Below are 16,348 nucleotides of genomic sequence, written 5' to 3' on the forward strand. Positions count from 1 at the left end.
CAATCAGCAGCAGTTTAACAGCTTCGCCACCGTGCCGCCCCTGCAATTCAACAATGAAGATTACTTAGAGGCAACGTTTGTGCGTTCCGGATACAGCACCACCTGCACATAATTGTGCATGTCCAGATAGCGCTGCGCCGCCAGTTTGACGGCTTGCGGCGTGATGGCGCGCACGCGCTGCTCGTAGCGCAGGATGTGCGCGGGATCCCGCCCCTGCGTCACCGAACCCATCAACTGGTTCATCCAGTAATTATTTTCCCGCAAAGATTTCTGCTGGCGCGTGATCCAGTTCAGCTTGACCTTTTCCAGGTCCGCCACGGACGGCCCGTCTGCCTTCATCTTGTTGATTTCGGCAAAGGCGGCGGCGATCACCTTGTCCACGTTTTCCGGTCCCGTCGGCAAGTTCAAGGCCACCGAGTAATGGCCGTACGGATGCTGGCCCATGGAGGTTTCAAAGCCACCGCCATAGATCATGCTCATCTTTTCACGCAGCACTTCGATGACTTTCAGGTTCAGCACCTCGCCCAGCGCCTGCAGGGTCAGCTTTTGCTCGTCCGAGTACGCCACGTCGCCATTGAAGGTGATGGAAATCGTGCTTTTGGGCTCGCTGCCCATGTAGATGTCCTTCTTGACGACCCCGGTCACGGGACGCATGCCCACGTCGCGGTAGGCGTGCGGCACGTCGGCCACGGGCAAGGTGCCCAGGTAGCTGGCGACCAGGGGCTTGATCTTGTCGAGCTCGAAGCTGCCCGTGAAGATGAAGGTCATGTCGCGCGCGCTGGAAAAGCGCTGGCGGAAGATTTCCAGCGAGCGGTCCAGGCCCACCTTGTCGAAGTCGGCCACGCGCGGCACGCCATCGACGCGCGGGTTGTCGCCAAACATGGCGTGCTGGATGGCATCGTAGAACACGGCTTCCGGCTGCGCCATGCTGTTTTTCGCCAGGTCCTGCTGCTTGCCGATGAAGGATTGATACAGACCTGCATCCTTGCGCACGTCATGGAAATACAAATACACCAGTTGCAGCATGGCTTCCACGTCGGCGCTGCTGGCCGAACCGCCGAAGCCTTCGCTCAGTTCGCCCAGCGAAGCGCCCACATTGACCGTCTTGCCAGCCAACACTTTTTGCAAGTCCAGCGGCGCCAGGTCTTTCAGCCCCATGCTACCGACCACGGCGCTGGCATAGCGGGCGTTGTAGATATCGGCGTCGCCAAACAGCGACTGGCCGCCGAAGCGCGTCGAGCCCATCAGCACCTGGTCATTCTTGAAGTCCGTGGGTTTGAGCAGCACGCGCACACCATTGCCCAGGGTCAGTTCCGTCACGCCGATGGCGCTATTCAACTTTTCAGCGACGATGCTGCCGCCAGCCGGCGGGCCATCCATCAGCTTGCTGGCAAGGACTTTTTCCGTGCGCGGCTCGATTTTCTGCTGCTCGGCTTGCGCCACGGCGTCGAGCAATTGCTGCTGCGTGGGTACGCTGGCGCCCGCTTTCGGCTCGGCGCCCATGAAGACCACCAGTTTCTTTTGCTGGTCGGGAATCACCTTGGCCACCGTCTCGTTGATTTCCTGCAGAGTTACCTGCGGCAAGAGTTCCTGCGCATACAGCAATTCATTGGCGATGCCGGGGATGGCTTCCTGCTCCAGGAAGTTGCGCGAATACTCGGCCACGAAACCGGCCGAATCGGACTTGTCGCGCTCGCTGTACGCGCGCTCGTAATTGCGCAGCATGTTCTTGCGCGCCCGATCCAGCTCATCCTGGCTGAAACCGAAGCGGCGCGCCCGCTCATCTTCTTGCACCAGCGCATCGACGGCAGGCTGCACGCCGCCCTTGCCCAGCAAGGCATACGCGCTGAACGATTCATAGCCGCGCACCAGCTTGCCCATGCTGCTGCCGCCCTGGATGAACGGGGGATTGGCTTGCTGCGTCAATTCCTGCATACGCGCGCTGAGCATTTGCCCATACAGGTTTTCGATCATCTGGCGGCGGTAGTCGGCAATGGTGACGGGCTCCTGCGCGGCGCGGATCGGGTAGCGGATGAAGACCGTGTCGTCCGGCGCTTCCTTGTCCGTGATCACCAGCGCTTCCGTTTGCGAGCGCTGCGGCACTTCCGCATACAGGCGCGGACGGGGCTTCGCGGGGTTTTTCAGTTTGCCGAAATGCTGGCGTATCATCGCTTCAGCTTGCTTCGGCTCCACGTCGCCCACCACCACAACGGCCATCAGGTCGGGGCGGTACCAATCCTTGTAGAAACGCTTGATGGCTTCCGGCTTGAACGTTTTCAGCACGGATTCCTTGCCGATAGGCATGCGTTCCGCATAGCGCGAACCGTTCAGCAGCTTCGGATACAGGACCTTGTTCATGCGGTCGCTGGCGCCCTTGCCCAGGCGCGCCTCTTCCAGCACGATGCCGCGCTCGCTGTTGATGTCGGCCGGATTGAATTTCAAGCCATGCGCCCAGTCTTCCAGCACGAGAAAACCCTTTTCCAGGTTTCCCTTCTTGTTCGTCGGAATCGGCAGCACGTACACGGTTTCATCGAAACTCGTGTAGGCGTTCAAGTCGGCGCCGAACTTCACGCCGATCGATTGCAAATAGGAAATCAGCTCATTGCGCTTGAAATGCGTGGAGCCATTGAAGGCCATGTGTTCCGTGAAATGGGCCAGGCCTTGCTGGTCGTCATCTTCCAGGATGGAACCGGCTTTCACCACCAGGCGCAATTCCACTTTCTGCGCGGGACGCGCGTTTTTCTTGATGTAATAGGTCAAGCCGTTCGGCAATTTTCCGACGGTAACTTCTGTTGCCAACGGCAAGGGATCGCTCAAACGGATTTCTGCCTGGGCCATGCAGGCGCACGCCAGCAAGACGGCGCCCGAGATCAGGCGTAATTTACTCAGCTTCATGTATTCTCAACGGTAAGATTCAGTAAGCGTACCTTACACTGAAATCGTCTTTCCGCCATTAAAAACAGCTTAGGAAAACCTGCTTTTCCCAGGCAACTTTGCCGAATAACAAACTCAACAGTGCCCTGCCACATTTTTTCAATTGTGCTAAAGTATTGCCGCCGGTCATGTGGACCGGCACAACAATACGTCTTCGGGGCGGGGTGCGATTCCCCACCGGCGGTAAGACCGGCAACGGTCAAGCCCGCGAGCGCTTGTCGGGTTTCGCCTGATGAGGTCAGCAGATCTGGTGTGACTCCAGAGCCGACGGTATAGTCCGGATGAAAGAAGATGTGCAGTAAACGCGATGTCCGATCGACCTGTCGATGCGGCCGGCTGCGTCTATTCGCTTGCCCTGCAGCGTTTTTCGCCTATGCGAGGAGCGTTTCACCATGTTAGTCAACAGCTATACCCTGCTTTCCAACGACCTGGAAGGTCGCATCCAATCCGCCCTGGCCGCCATGCGCGCCGGCATTCCCGTCATCCTGCTCGACGATTTCGACCGTGAAAACGAAGCCGACCTGATCCTGTCTGCCGAGAAACTCACGAACGAAACCATGGCCTTGCTGATCCGCGAATGCAGCGGCATCGTCTGCCTGTGCCTGCCGACGGACGTCGTCAGCGCGCTGGAATTGCCGCCCATGTCGTCCGACAACGGCAGCCGCTACGGCACGCCGTTCACGGTATCCATCGAGGCGCGCGACGGCGTCACGACGGGCGTGTCGGCCGCCGACCGGGTCACCACCATCCGCGCCGCCATCGCGCCGAATGCCAAGCCTGCCGACCTGGTGCGCCCTGGCCACGTATTCCCCTTGCGCGCCGCGCCCGGTGGCGTGCTCGAGCGCCGTGGCCACACGGAAGGCTCCGTCGACCTGTCGCGCATGGCGGGCCTGAACCCGGCGGCCGTGCTGTGCGAGCTGATGAACCCGGACGGCACCATGATGCGCGGCGACGATATCGAGCGCTTCGCCGAACTGCATGGCATGCCGATTCTCACCATCGAAGAACTGGTGGAATGGCGCAGCACGCGCGAGCAGTAAGGCGTCAGGCCATCCTTCAGGCGGCCACGGCCTTCGGCAGATGCACGTGCCGGTAGACGAGGCCCGCCGCCAGGCCATATGCGACGGCAATCGTCGCGTAGGCCAGCGGCAAGCGCAGCGACCAGTCCTGCACCATGTGCAGGATGCTGCCGATCATCGCCACGCCCACCAGGGCGCCGATCTGCCGGTTCGCATTCAGGGCCGCCGCCGCGCTGTTCGCATGCTGCTTGCCGGCCACCCGCATCACGGTGGCCGTCATGGCGGGAATGGCGATGCCGATGGCCACGTTCATGACGGCCGTGCCCAGCGCCAGCAAGCCATAGGGCGCACCTGGACGCAAACCCATCAGCAACAGCGCCATCACGGCGCCCACCAGCAAGCCGGCCAACATGGGCAAGCGCGTGCCATGGCGCGCCGCGATACCTCCCGCCAGGAAATTCCCTACCGTATAGGCCGCCATCATGGGCAGCAATCGCAAGCCCGACTGCAAGGCATCGGCGCCGCCAGACTGCTGCAGGAACAGGCTCAATAAGAACAGCTGGCCGAACACGCAGAAATTGATCAAAAAACCCACGCCATTGGCCGCGCCAAAGCTGCTGCTGTGAAACAGTGCGCGCGGCAACAACGGATGGCTGCCGCTACGCTCGCGCCGCAGCAACTGCCAGGCCGACAGGGCCGTCAATACGCCCGCCGCCAGCACGCCTGGTGACAGCCAGCCCAGCACGGGGCCTTCGATCATGACAAAACTCAGGCCCGCCAGCGCCGCCACACCCAGCGCATGGCTGAACAGCGACAAAGCGCGCGGCTGGCGCGCTGGCGCGGCCAGCAGCAACTGCGCCATGACGATGGCCAGCACGCCCAGCGGCACATTCACCCAGAACACGCTGCGCCAGCCGAACTGGTGCACGAGGATGCCGCCGATCAGGGGGCCGGAAGCGCCCGCCACGCCCACCAGGGCCGACCACGCGCCCAACATGCGCGTGCGTTCGCGTTCGTCGTCAAAGCTATGCGTCAGCAAGCTCAGGGAACTGGGCATGAACAGGGCCGCGCCCGCCCCTTGCAGCAAGCGCGCCGCCGTCAGGAAATGCCCGTCGGGCGCGGCGCCGCACAGGATCGAGCCGAGGATGAAGACGCCCAGGCCACCCTGGTACACGGCTTTCGGCCCATAGCGGTCGGCCAGCGCGCCGCCGGCCAGCAGCAGCGCGGCAAACGTCAGCGTGTACCCGTCGACCACCCATACCAGGCCCGTCAGCGGTATGGCCAGGTCGAGCGCGATATCGGACAGCGCCACGTTGACGGCCGTGACGTCAAGCATCGCCATGACGAAGCCGAAGGCCAGGGTCAGCAGGATCAAGCCGTTGGCGCGGCGCGGTGTGGGGGCAGACATGGTTTTCCTTGCAAGGATAGCGGGGTAGCCATTATGCGAGCGTTGCATGATGCAGTAAACAGGCATAAACTCGGCACTACGATGCAAAAATGCATCCAAAAACGAAACGGAAATCACTCATGGATTGGGATAACGCGCGCATCTTTCTGGCCATCGGCCGGGCCGGCACCTTGCGCGGCGCAGCGGCCCTGCTGCGCATCGACCAGGCCACCTGCGGGCGCCGCCTGGCCACCCTGGAAACGTCCCTGGGCGCCACCCTGTTCCTGCGCACGCCATCGGGCTACGTGCCCACGCCAGCCGGAGAGCTGGCGTTCACGGCGGCCGAAGCGATGGAACGGGCGGCCGACAAACTGCAGAGGGAAATGCAGGGCGTCGACAACCGCCTGTCCGGCCTCGTGCGCGTGGCCACCACGGACACTATGGCCAGCCATTTCGTCATCCGCGCCATGCAGCAGCTGCATGCGGCCCACCCGGACATCCGCATCGTGCTCAACGTGGCGCCGGCACTGGCCAGCCTGACCCGGCGCGAAGCGGACCTGGCCGTGCGCGGCGTGCGCCCTACCGACCCGGACCTGATCTCGCGCCACCTCGTCAAGCGCAGCCTGGGCCTGTACGCGTCGAAAAGCTACCTGGCGGAACGGGGCGAACCCGTGCGCGGCACGGCGCTGGCCGGCCACGACATCGTCATCTACCACCATTCCGTGACGCCACGCCATGGAGAGAAAATCGCCGGCGAGCCCGTCGCCAACGCCCGGGTCGCCATGGAAGTGAACTCGGCGGCGATGCTGCAGGAAGCCACGCGCGCGGGCCTGGGCGTGGCCGAGCTGGCGACCCACCTGGGCGACATCGACCCGCAGCTCGTGCGCATCTGGCCCGAGCGGGCGGAAGCGTACGACGTATGGCTGGTCATGCATGCCGACCTGAACCGGTCTGCCCGCGTGCGGGCGGCGGCCGACGCGATTATCGCCAGTGTGAGCAGCCCTGCAGCCTAGCAGCACATAATCATTCTCAAAAGAAACTTTATTTTTTATAAGTCTGATAAAATTCGCAACCCCGTCGCGCACAGCTGCCGCCAGGCCGCCGCGGGATCCCTCAATCCTCATGGAGAATTTTTATGCTTATCTGGCAAGGCTTCGGCATACTCGGCCCCCTTATCTGTTTTATCGTCGTACTGGCCGCGCAAGCGCTGTTTGGCGCCACCTTGGGCGAGGCATATACGAAGAGCCACACATGGACCATGGCCTTGGCCTTCCTGCTGGCAGCGGCCGCCAGCTGGTATGCAGGCGTGCGCCTGAACAGCGCGCCCGGACGCGAACTGATCGACCCGGCCACGCAGGAACGCGTGATCCTGCGCCAGCGCCACACCCTGTTCTGGATCCCGATGCAATATATCGCCGTGCTGATGGTCGTGATGGCCGGCTTCGCCCTGTTCGAATAGGCGCGCACGCCAGACGTGCCCGGCGGGCGGACGGATGTTAAGATGCCATCATGACCCTATCCGTCTCCCTCATCATCAGCCTGCGCCGCCTGCACCGGGCCACCATGGCCTGGCTGGTCAGCTGGTGGCGCATGCTGCATTTCGCCATCCTCGTGTTTTCGCTGGCCCTGTCGCCATCGAGCTATAACCGCGACAACCGCCCCATCCTCGCGCACCGCCTGGTGACGAACACGGCGCCCAACCTCGTGTGGTTCAGCGTCGCCTGCGCGCTGGTCAGCTTGGTGCTCATCCGCATCGTCGTCGTCAGCGCGCAAAGCTACGGCCTGTCGCGCTATGCGCTGGAAATGGTGGTGCGCGTGCTGGTGCTGGAACTGATACCGCTGACGGCCGCCCTGTTCGTCGCGCTGCGCCTGACCTTGCCTGACGGCATTGCGTTTGCGCAAATGCGCTCTTCCGGCATGCTCGACACCATGCAGCGCCAGGGCGTCGACTTGCTGCGCCGCGAATACTTTCCGCGCGTCATGTCCGGCATCTTCGCCGTATGGATGCTGGCCATCGTCAGCTGCGTCACCTCGCTGATCCTCGCCTATATCACCATCTACGGCTTTACGCCGTGGGCGCTGCAAGGCTACACGCGCGTCGTGGGGCAAATCTTCAATCCGGCCGTGGCCCTGATCCTGATGCTCAAGGTCATCTTCTTCAGCTTTGCCGTGGCCCTGATTCCGCTGGCTTCCTCGTACTATCCGGAAGAGCCGCATGGCCGGCGCAACCGCCTGTGGGCCGCGCACGGCCTGTCCGAAATGCTGCGCCTGTTTTCCGTCATCCTGCTGATCGAAGTGGCTTCGCTGATGGGCAATTACTACTGATGCCCCGCCCGCCACCGCCAGCGATCCCCGAACCACCCATACGAGAGCCAGAAGCCATGAGCCAGAGCCAGCCCCCCAATCCCGACCAGACCGACATCACGGCGCCAGACGCCGTCCTGCCCGCCCCGCCGCCCGTGCGCCACGCCGAACTGAAAGCAGCCATCCTGCTCATCTTCATGTTCGTGCTGGTGGTCGGCTCCGTCGTCTACCTGATGTATGCGCGCGGCGCCTTCGAAGCCACGCAGACGCTGGTGCTGACGACCGACGATTCGGACGGCGTGGGCGTGGGCGCCGACCTGACCTTTTCCGGCTTTCCCATCGGCCGCGTGCAGCGCATCGAACTGGCGCCGGACGGCAAGGCCCGCGTCATCGTCGACGTGCCAAGGAAGGATGCGCACTGGCTGCGCAGCAGCTCAATCTTCACTCTGGAACGGGGTATCGTCGGCGGCGCCAAGCTGCGCGCCTACAGCGGCATCCTGACGGACCCGCCGCTGCCCGACGACGCCACGCGCGACTTGCTGGTGGGCGACATGGCGGCGGAAATCCCCCGCCTGCTGGCCGCCGCCAAGGATTTGCTGAACAATGTGGCCAGCCTGACGGGCACCGATTCCGCCCTCGACGGCACCTTGCGCAATGTGCAGGCTGTCACCGGCAAGCTGAGCGGCCCGGGTGGCGCCATGGGCTTGCTGACGGGCGACGACAAGCAGTCGCGCCTGCTGGTCGAGCGAGCCAACACCCTGCTGGTCACGGCCGACCAGTTGGCGCGCCGCACGGACGGCCTGGTGGCCAATGCCGACACGCGCGTCTTTGGCGACAAGGGCGTGATGACGGATGCGCAGGCGACCATCGTGCAGCTGAACGCGCTGCTGGCCGACACGCGCAACAGCCTGAAAAAAGTCGACGCCGTGCTGGTCGAGGCGCAAGCCGTGGGCGCCAATGCCAAGGCGGCGACAGCCGACCTGGGCCCGCTGCGCGCCGACGTGGAAAGCAATCTGCGCAAGGTCGAGCAGCTGGTCAATGAAATCAACCGCAAATGGCCGTTCAAGCGCAATCCGGAGATCAAACTGCCATGAGAAAACGCAATGTCACCTTGTCCGCCCTGGCCGCATTGTTGTGCACTGCGCTCGCCGCCTGTTCCAGCGGCCCGCCCGTGCCGGACTGGAAAATGAATGCGCAAAGTTCCGTCGAACGGTTTCAAGCGGCTTACTTGAATGGCAACGCCCTGGTCGAGCAGACGGAATTCCGGCGCGCCCGCAGCCAGGTGGCAGGCACGGGCAAGCTCGAGCTGGTGGCGCGCATCGAACTGCTGCGCTGCGCCGCACGCGTGGCCAGCCTGGCCTTCGAGGACTGCGCCGGCTTTGACGCCCTGCAAGCCGACGCGACAGCCGCCGACCGCGCGTATGCGGCCTACCTGGCCGGCAAGGCGCAGGCGACCGACATCACCCAGCTGCCGGAAGCGCAGCGGGCGGCCGCCAGCGCCAGCTCCGATACGGCCGCCGCCAGCGCCGTGGCGGCCATCGCCGACCCGCTGTCGCAACTGGTGGCGGCCGGCGTGCTGCTGCGCGCCAGCCGCGCTACGCCGGAGCTGCTCGACACGGCCGTCGCCACCGCCTCGGACCAGGGCTGGCGCCGTCCGCTGCTGGCCTGGCTGGGCGTGCAGCGCCTGCGCGCCGAACAGGCGGGCGACACGCAAGCGGCGCAGCGCATCGCGCGGCGCATGGCGATCGTCGAACAGCCGCTGGCCCCTTGAACGCGCCGATGGCCGGCCCAAGGCAGGCGGAATCAGGCATAATCGAGCCAGGATGACAGCTATGCCGTGCAGACCGCGAGGTGTGACAATGCAGTTCGAGGATTTCGACCTTTCCACTCCCGATACCGGCCGGCATGCGGCGGCGGCGCCTGGCGACGACGTGTCGGCCGCCACGGCCGTACGCCTGCAATACCTGCTCGACAATACGCCCTCCATCATCTATTGCACCGTGCCCAGCGGCGACTTCAAGATGACTTTTGTCAGCAACAATGCCCTCAATGTGCTGGGCTACCAGCCCGAGGAAATGGTGGCCGATCCCAATTTCTGGTTCGACCATATTCACCCCGACGATGCCCCCGGCATTTTTTCCAGCCTGGCGCAGATCTTCGTCGAAGGCGCACGCGCTTACGAATACCGTTTCCGCGTGCGCGACGGCAGCTATCTGTGGATGCACGACAGCCTGCGCCTGGTGCGCGACGAGCATGGCGTGCCGTTCGAGGTGATTGGCTCGCTGACAGACATCACGGAACGCAAGCGCATGGAAGCGATGCTGCAGGCGCGCGGCGAAGAGCAGCAACTACTGATCAGCAAGCTGCAGGAAGCGCACGACCAGTTGCTGCAATCGGAAAAGATGGCGTCCATCGGCCAGCTGGCGGCCGGCATCGCGCATGAAATCAATAACCCGATCGGCTTCGTCAACTCCAACATGAGTTCGCTGCAAGGCTATGTCGGCACCCTGTTCGGCGTCATTGACCAGTATGAGGCGGCAATGCGCGAGGCGCTCGATGGCCCGGCCCTGGCCGCGCGCGTGGCCCAGGTGCGCGGCCAGGCCGACCTGGCCTTCCTGCAGGACGACATGGTGGACCTGGTGCGCGAATCGATGGATGGCTTGAAGCGCGTGCGCGACATCGTGCAGGCGCTGAAGGATTTTTCCCACGTGGGCGAGACGGACTGGCAAGTCGCCAGCCTGCATGCGGGCCTGGACAGCACCCTCAATATCGTCGCCAACGAATTGAAATACAAGGCGCGCATCGAGAAACACTATGGCGAGCTGCCGCCGATACTGTGCCTGGCCTCGCAGCTGAACCAGGTCTTCATGAACCTGCTCGTCAACGCGGGCCAGGCCATCAGCAGCGACGGCGTGATCAGCATCCGCACCGGTCACGCCGGCGACTGGGTATGGGTGGAGATCGGCGACACTGGCGCCGGTATCGCGCCCGAACACCTGAACCGCATCTTCGAGCCGTTCTTCACCACCAAGGCGGTGGGCAGCGGCACGGGCCTGGGCCTGTCGCTGTCGTACGGCATCGTCAACAAGCACGGCGGACGCATCGAAGTGGCTTCGGAAGTGGGCCAGGGCACGCGCTTTACCGTGCACCTGCCCGTATCGCCGCCGGCGGCCCAGGCAGCGTCCTAGCCTTCCCGCCCTAGCATTCCTTCAAGGGCGCATACACGCGGATGCTGAGCCGTCCGCCATTCTTGCTTTCGAAATCGAGCAGCTGGGCGATCACGCGGGCCGTCAGCACGTGTTCGGCCGCCAGCAGCATCAGGCCATCGCGGCTGATCAGGTCACGCGACAGCACCATGCCCGGCTCCAGCTGGCCCGACAGTACGGTCAGGTCGCGCGCCGGTGGCTCCGTCTCCTCCATGATGCTGCGGAAAGCGGCCACCACCGCCGGGTCGTAGCGTTTGCCGATGCTGTCGTAGATCAGGCTGCGGGCCTCGTCGGCGCGCAGGCTGCGCTGCACCATGGCGCCGATCTGCAAGCCATCGTAGTCCGACGCCAGCGTCAGGATACGCGCCCCCATGGGAATGGCCAGGCCCACCAGGCCATCGGGAAAGCCGCCGCCGTCGAAGCGCTCCAGCTGCGAGCGCAGGATCACGGAAACGGCGCGCAGCTCCTCGAGCGCCATCAGTAATTGTTCGGCGCGCAGCGGATGCTTGCGGAAAGCGGCCAGCTGCTCGCCCGTCCAGGCGCTGGCCGGCAGTTCCAGCACATCGTCGCTCAAGCTGAGCTTGCCGATATCCTTGAGCAGGGCCGCGATGAACACATCGCGCGCCTCCTGTCCTGCCAGGCCCAGCGCCTGCGCCAGCTTGCGCGACAGTTCGGCCACCCGCCGCGCATGGCCGGCCAGCTTGCCGCCGCGCATCTCGATCAGGTTGGAAAACACCTTGATGGTCGTCACGAACGTGGCTTTCAGGCGTTCGTTGGCCGCCTGCACTTCGTCGTGCGACTGTTTCAGCTGCTGCGTGCGCGTGGCCACCTTCGCTTCCAGGCTGGCGTTGAGCGCCTGCAGCTGCACGTTCTGGCTGGCCGTCAGCGCTTCCAGGCGCAGTTTCTCCTGCTCCAGCGCGCGCCGTTCCAGCGCGTGGCGCACCACCAGCACGATATCGTTTTCGTCCCAGGGCTTGGTCACGTAGCGGTAGATCTCGCCCTGGTTGATGGCGTCGAGGATGGACTGGATGTCGGCATAGCCGGTCAGCAGCAAACGCATGGTGCCGGGCCAGCGCTGGCGTACCTGGGCCAGGAATTGCGCGCCATCCATGTGCGGCATGCGCATGTCGGAGATGACCAGGTCCACCGTCTCGCTCTCGAGCAGGGCCAGGCCGGCCGCGCCGCCGTCGGCCGTCAGCACGCGGTAGCCGTGCGGGCGGAACAAGCGCCGCAGCGAGGACAGGATATTCGGTTCGTCGTCGACGCACAGGATGGTGGGCGGCGCGGCCGCGATGCTGGTGCTCATGTTGTCCTGTTCAGTCATGGTGCGACGGCCTGCGCCTGGCGCACGGGCAGGGTGATGCGAAAGGTGGTACCGCGGCCGATGATGCTGCGCACGTCGATGCGGCCGTGATGTTTCTGCACCGTGGTGTAGGCCAGCGACAGGCCCAGGCCCGTGCCCTTGCCGACGGCCTTTGTCGTGAAGAACGGATCGAAGATGCGCGACAGGTGTTCGGGCGCGATGCCGCCGCCCGTGTCCTCGACCTCGATCCACACTTCCGTCGCGTTGTCGCTGCCCGTGCGCAGCGTGATGCGTCCGCGCGCCTCGCCGATGGAATGGGCGGCGTTGACGACCAGGTTCATGATCACCTGGTTCAGTTCGGAAGGCTGGCATTCGATATCGGGAATGTCGCCATACTCGCGCACCACGTCGGCCTTGTACTTGACTTCGTTATTCACGATATTGAGCGTGGTGTCGATGCCCTGGCGCAGGTCGGCCCAGACCCACTCCTGGTGCGCATCCGTGCGCGAAAAATCCTTCAGGTCCTGCACGATGCGGCGCACGCGCGAAATGCCTTCCTTCGATTCGCCCATCAGCAGCGGAATATCGGTGCGCAGGAAGTCCAGGTCGATCTGTTCGCGCAACGCGCGCAGGCGCGCCGCCACCACGGGGTCAGCGACGGCCGGCTCGGCTTCCTCATAAGCGTCGAGCATGCTGAACAGGTCGTCCAGATACCCTTCCAGGGTGCCCACATTGGAAAACACATAGCCGATGGGATTGTTGATTTCGTGCGCCACGCCGGCGGCCAGCTGGCCGATCGAAGCCAGCTTTTCCGACTGCAGCAGCTTTTGCTGGGCCAGCGACAGCTTGCTGTTCAATTCCGTCAGGGCCAGGTTGCGCTCGCGCAATTCGAGATCGGCGATCTGGCGCTGGCGGATATCGTCGGCCAGGCGCTCGTTCATGTCGGCCAGCTGGGCCGTGCGCTTGGCCACCAGGTGTTCCAGGTTGTCGTGCGCCTTGCGCAGCGCCAGTTCCGCAAAGCGCCGCTCGCTCACGTCGCGCAGCGTTTCGATGGCGCCCACCAGGCGTCCCTGGCGATCGCGCAGGGGCGCCGCCGTGAAATGCAGCCAGTGGCCGTCAGGGCCGATATCGGCAAAGAAATCCTCGGCCTCAAAGGCGCCGGGAATCACGGGGGAGCGCTTCAGCTTGCCAAGGTAGAGTTCATTTTCGCCGAGCGCGATATCGTCGGCCACCAGCAGGTCGGCCAGGCAGGCGCGCGGCTGCGGATAAAACGCCTTCCAGTGGTCGCGCGTGCCGACCATCTCGGCGGCCGTAAAGCCCAGCAACTGTTCGCAGGCGCTGTTCCAGTGCGTCACCACGTGCTCCGTATCGATGGCGAAAGTGGCCACGGGATGGCCATCGAAAAACGCCGATAGCGCGATGGAATCGCCCTGGCGGCGTTCCGGCGTGGCGGGCAGTGCCTGCCCTGCGTCTGTTTCCATGGCCTCTATCCTGTTCATGCCAGCATGATGCGCGACATTTCATCGAAGGTGTGTTCGGTTTGCCCCAGCAGCGCCAGCCAGGCCGGCTCGTCCAGGGCGATGCTGCGCCAGCCCGCAGGCGACAGGGGCGGCACCAGCGCATCGTCGACGCCAGCCAGGTCGAGCGCAAGGGCGACGGCATTGGCCAGGTGCACGGCCAGCGGCAAGCCGCCCGCTTGCAGGCGGTCGATGGCGTGGTGGTCGGCCACCGCTTGCTGTATCGCTTCGGGAAACTTCCAGTAAGCAGCCAGGGCGCTGCCCACCTGCGCATGATCGATGCCGATGACGGCCAGTTCCGCTTCAGCCATCTGGCAGTCATGCGCCTGGCGGTAGCTGCGCACGAGCGCGTGCTCGGCCGGGAAGCGCGTCACCAGCACCAGCGTGCCCAGGTCGTGCAGCAGGCCGGCCGTGAACGCCGTTTCGGGATTGACGCGCAGGTGCGGCGCCAGCAGGCGCGCGGCGATGGCCGTGGCCAGCGAATGGCGCCAGAATGCCTGGAAATCGAAGCTGCCGCTCGACGACGCGAAGCTGCCCGTCAGGGCGCAGGCCGTGACAACGGTGCGGATGCTGTGAAAGCCCAGCACGGAAACGGCTTGCGGAATGCTGGTGACCTTCGATTGCATGCCGTAGAACGAGGAATTGGCGATGCGCAGGGTCTTAGCCGCCAAGGCCTGGTCCAGCTCGATCTTTTGCGCCAGCACATGCACGTCCGTGTCGTCCTGGTCCATGCTCGACAGCAGTTCCAGCACCACCACCGGCAGCGAAGGCAGTTCCTGTATCTGGCGGATGATATGTTCAAAACTGAGCCGTGTCATGCCGCGCCCCCTTGCCGGTAGCGCTGCAGCAGCGCCAGCAGTTCCGCCCCGGGGGAATCGGGCGGCGTGGCGCGGAACAGCACGGCCAGCCGTTCCAGGCGGCGCGCCCGTTCCTGCTCGGCATGCGCCTGCGCGGCGGGGTCAGGCGCCTCTTCCATGACGACGTGGCAGCGCTCCACATTGCGCCGGCGCAAGGCCGTCAGGTTCGCCGCCGTCAGGGTGGCGCCCTGGGCCAGCAGCACGGCGCCGTTGGCGTCGTTCAGCGCCAGCGCCAGCACCATGCCTTCCTGCGCCTGCTCCATGGAAATCTCGCGTCCGCTCTCACTCATGTATCCACTCCATGACGACTCAGGGTGACCAGGCTGCCGCGCGAGCGCGAATGCAAGCCCATCGGATGGACCGCCACGGCATACGGCTGGCCATCGATGGCGGCCAGGCAAGGCGCACCCTGCCCGTCGAATAGTTGCGGCAAGACGATCGCCGCCTCGTTGCCCAGCAGGCCTGCGCCCCGTTCGAACAGGTTGGCCGCCGCCGCGTTGATGAAGGCGATCATGCCGTCTTCATCGAGCCCGATCACGGGCAGCGGCAGAAATTGCAGCAATTCGCGCGCGATGCCGAGGCTGACTTCATCGCGGCTGATCTGATGCTGTTGCTGATGCACCAGCGCCTGCATGGCGGCATTGGCTGCCGCCAGCGCCTGGTTGGCGTCGCGCAGCTGCGCATTGAGGCGCACATTGTCGTCGTCGATGCCCTTCAGGCGAAAGGCTTCGGCGATATGCTCGCGCAGTTGATGGTCTTCCCAGGGCTTGGTTAGAAACTTGAAGATGGCGCCCTCGTTGACGGCGTCCGTGACGGCTTGCAACTCGGTATAGCCGGACAGCATGATGCGGATGGTTTGCGGACACAGCAGCTTGGCCTTGCGCAAGAAGTCGGCGCCCAGCATGCCGGGCATGCGCTGGTCCGACACGATCACGTCGACCGCATGGCTGGCCAGCACGTCCAGGCCTTCCTGGCCGCTGTTGGCAGTGAGGATATGGTAACCGTCGCGCCGCAGCAGGCGCTTGAGGGAAGCGAGGATATTCGGCTCGTCATCGACCAGCAGCAAGGTGCGTGGCGGCACCACAGCCCGCTGCCCGGCATCTGCCGCCAGCACCGCAGTACCCTGCACACCTTGCTCGTCGTGCAAATCCATCGGACCATCCTCTCATCGCCATGGCGATATCGGAGCTTGCCTGGAGGGTGAATCTGCTGCGAGAAACAGTCTTGCGAGTCTTGCGCGGCAGCCAGCTTGCGTGGAGATTATACGACTAAATATTCCTCTATGGCACTTATCCGGCACTTATCCGCGCCGTGCCGGACACGGCGTGTCGCGATAAAACACAAAGCCGCCCAAGCCGATGGCTTGCGTGTCGGCCTTCACGGCGTACACCAATGTATTTTTCTGCCCGTCGACGCGCAGCAGATTCTTGTGCAGCACCGTTTGCGCGTGCGACAGTTCCAAAGATGGGGTCGGCGCCAGTTGCAAACGCAGTTCGGACGTGGCCGCATCGTACGCCCAGCGGCCCGGGTTGAAAAAGGCAAAGCCGCCATCGAAACGCAGGCTGCCATCCTTGAACTGGGTCAGGCAAATACCGGGAAATTCGCTGGGCGGGTTGTACCAGGTGGCGGCCACGGCGGCATCGGCCGGCGTCTTGCCCGGCATCTGCATGCCAGCCGTGTCATTATTCCCGCCCATGCTGGCGCAACCGGCCAGCGCCGCGAAGCAGGCGGCAGCGGCCATCCGTTTGATCATGATACTGTGCATTCCCGTCCCCTTGCTTTATAGAAACACAATCTTAGTCCGGGAAACGTGGCCGTTCA

The 16,348-nt window shown here is 64.1% G+C and carries 15 protein-coding genes and 1 riboswitch; of the genes, 7 read left to right on the forward strand and 8 right to left on the reverse strand.

Annotated features, from left to right (window positions below):
- Positions 1–60 precede the first annotated feature (60 nt).
- Positions 61–2,895: a M16 family metallopeptidase gene (locus tag ACQ4WY_RS05400; protein WP_436503132.1), complete on the reverse strand. Its 2,835-nt coding sequence runs from the start codon at positions 2,893–2,895 to the stop codon at positions 61–63.
- A gap of 185 nt (positions 2,896–3,080) precedes the next feature.
- Positions 3,081–3,231: riboswitch (FMN riboswitch) on the forward strand.
- Positions 3,232–3,326: 95 nt separating this feature from the next.
- On the opposite strand from ACQ4WY_RS05400, the gene ribB reads away from it, so the two are divergent.
- Positions 3,327–3,974, forward strand: coding sequence for a 3,4-dihydroxy-2-butanone-4-phosphate synthase (gene ribB / locus ACQ4WY_RS05405; protein WP_035820303.1), 648 nt, complete (start codon positions 3,327–3,329; stop codon positions 3,972–3,974).
- Positions 3,975–3,990: 16 nt separating this feature from the next.
- On the opposite strand, the gene ACQ4WY_RS05410 is transcribed toward ribB, so the two are convergent.
- Positions 3,991–5,361 (reverse strand): MFS transporter, encoded by a 1,371-nt coding sequence (locus tag ACQ4WY_RS05410; protein ID WP_436503133.1) that lies wholly within the window; start codon positions 5,359–5,361, stop codon positions 3,991–3,993.
- A 119-nt stretch (positions 5,362–5,480) separates the two neighbouring features.
- On the opposite strand from ACQ4WY_RS05410, the gene ACQ4WY_RS05415 reads away from it, so the two are divergent.
- From ACQ4WY_RS05415 to ACQ4WY_RS05440, 6 genes are all read left to right on the forward strand, one after another.
- Positions 5,481–6,353, forward strand: a complete 873-nt coding sequence (locus ACQ4WY_RS05415; protein WP_436503134.1) for a LysR family transcriptional regulator — start codon at positions 5,481–5,483, stop codon at positions 6,351–6,353.
- A 122-nt stretch (positions 6,354–6,475) separates the two neighbouring features.
- On the forward strand, positions 6,476–6,799 hold the full coding sequence (locus ACQ4WY_RS05420; RefSeq protein WP_436503135.1) for a hypothetical protein: 324 nt from the start codon (positions 6,476–6,478) through the stop codon (positions 6,797–6,799).
- 50 nt (positions 6,800–6,849) lie between these two features.
- Positions 6,850–7,665 carry an MlaE family ABC transporter permease gene (locus ACQ4WY_RS05425; RefSeq protein WP_353660990.1) on the forward strand — a complete coding sequence of 272 codons (816 nt, stop codon included), beginning with the start codon at positions 6,850–6,852 and terminating at the stop codon, positions 7,663–7,665.
- Between the two features lie 56 nt (positions 7,666–7,721).
- Positions 7,722–8,738, forward strand: coding sequence for an MlaD family protein (locus ACQ4WY_RS05430; RefSeq protein ID WP_436503136.1), 1,017 nt, complete (start codon positions 7,722–7,724; stop codon positions 8,736–8,738).
- Positions 8,735–9,415 (forward strand): hypothetical protein, encoded by a 681-nt coding sequence (locus ACQ4WY_RS05435; RefSeq protein WP_436503137.1) that lies wholly within the window; start codon positions 8,735–8,737, stop codon positions 9,413–9,415. Before ACQ4WY_RS05430 ends, ACQ4WY_RS05435 begins: the two co-directional genes overlap by 4 nt.
- An 88-nt stretch (positions 9,416–9,503) precedes the next feature.
- A complete protein-coding gene (locus tag ACQ4WY_RS05440) occupies positions 9,504–10,832 on the forward strand; it encodes an ATP-binding protein (RefSeq protein WP_436503138.1) in 1,329 nt (442 codons plus the stop codon).
- Between the two features lie 10 nt (positions 10,833–10,842).
- Here ACQ4WY_RS05440 and nosR read toward each other — a convergent pair whose 3' ends face one another.
- The 6 genes from nosR to ACQ4WY_RS05470 all read right to left on the reverse strand — a co-directional run bounded on the left by nosR (position 10,843) and on the right by ACQ4WY_RS05470 (position 16,280).
- Complete coding sequence (gene nosR, locus ACQ4WY_RS05445; RefSeq protein ID WP_436503139.1) at positions 10,843–12,156, reverse strand: response regulator c-di-GMP phosphodiesterase, NosR family; 1,314 nt, start codon at positions 12,154–12,156, stop codon at positions 10,843–10,845.
- A 14-nt stretch (positions 12,157–12,170) separates the two neighbouring features.
- The gene (locus ACQ4WY_RS05450) at positions 12,171–13,634 is read right to left on the reverse strand and encodes an ATP-binding protein (RefSeq protein WP_353660850.1); all 1,464 of its coding nucleotides are present in this window, start codon (positions 13,632–13,634) and stop codon (positions 12,171–12,173) included.
- Between the two features lie 14 nt (positions 13,635–13,648).
- A complete protein-coding gene (locus ACQ4WY_RS05455) occupies positions 13,649–14,488 on the reverse strand; it encodes an HDOD domain-containing protein (protein WP_436503140.1) in 840 nt (279 codons plus the stop codon).
- Positions 14,485–14,817, reverse strand: a complete 333-nt coding sequence (locus ACQ4WY_RS05460) for a hypothetical protein (RefSeq protein WP_436503141.1) — start codon at positions 14,815–14,817, stop codon at positions 14,485–14,487. The genes ACQ4WY_RS05455 and ACQ4WY_RS05460 overlap by 4 nt, the downstream gene beginning before the upstream one ends.
- Complete coding sequence (locus ACQ4WY_RS05465) at positions 14,814–15,680, reverse strand: response regulator (RefSeq protein ID WP_436503142.1); 867 nt, start codon at positions 15,678–15,680, stop codon at positions 14,814–14,816. Before ACQ4WY_RS05465 ends, ACQ4WY_RS05460 begins: the two co-directional genes overlap by 4 nt.
- A 147-nt stretch (positions 15,681–15,827) precedes the next feature.
- A complete protein-coding gene (locus tag ACQ4WY_RS05470) occupies positions 15,828–16,280 on the reverse strand; it encodes a hypothetical protein (RefSeq protein WP_436503143.1) in 453 nt (150 codons plus the stop codon).
- Positions 16,281–16,348: the final 68 nt, after the last annotated feature.

This window comes from Janthinobacterium salmonicoloratum (assembly GCF_051380845.1).
Classification (GTDB): Bacteria; Pseudomonadota; Gammaproteobacteria; order Burkholderiales; family Burkholderiaceae_D; genus Janthinobacterium; species Janthinobacterium lividum_F.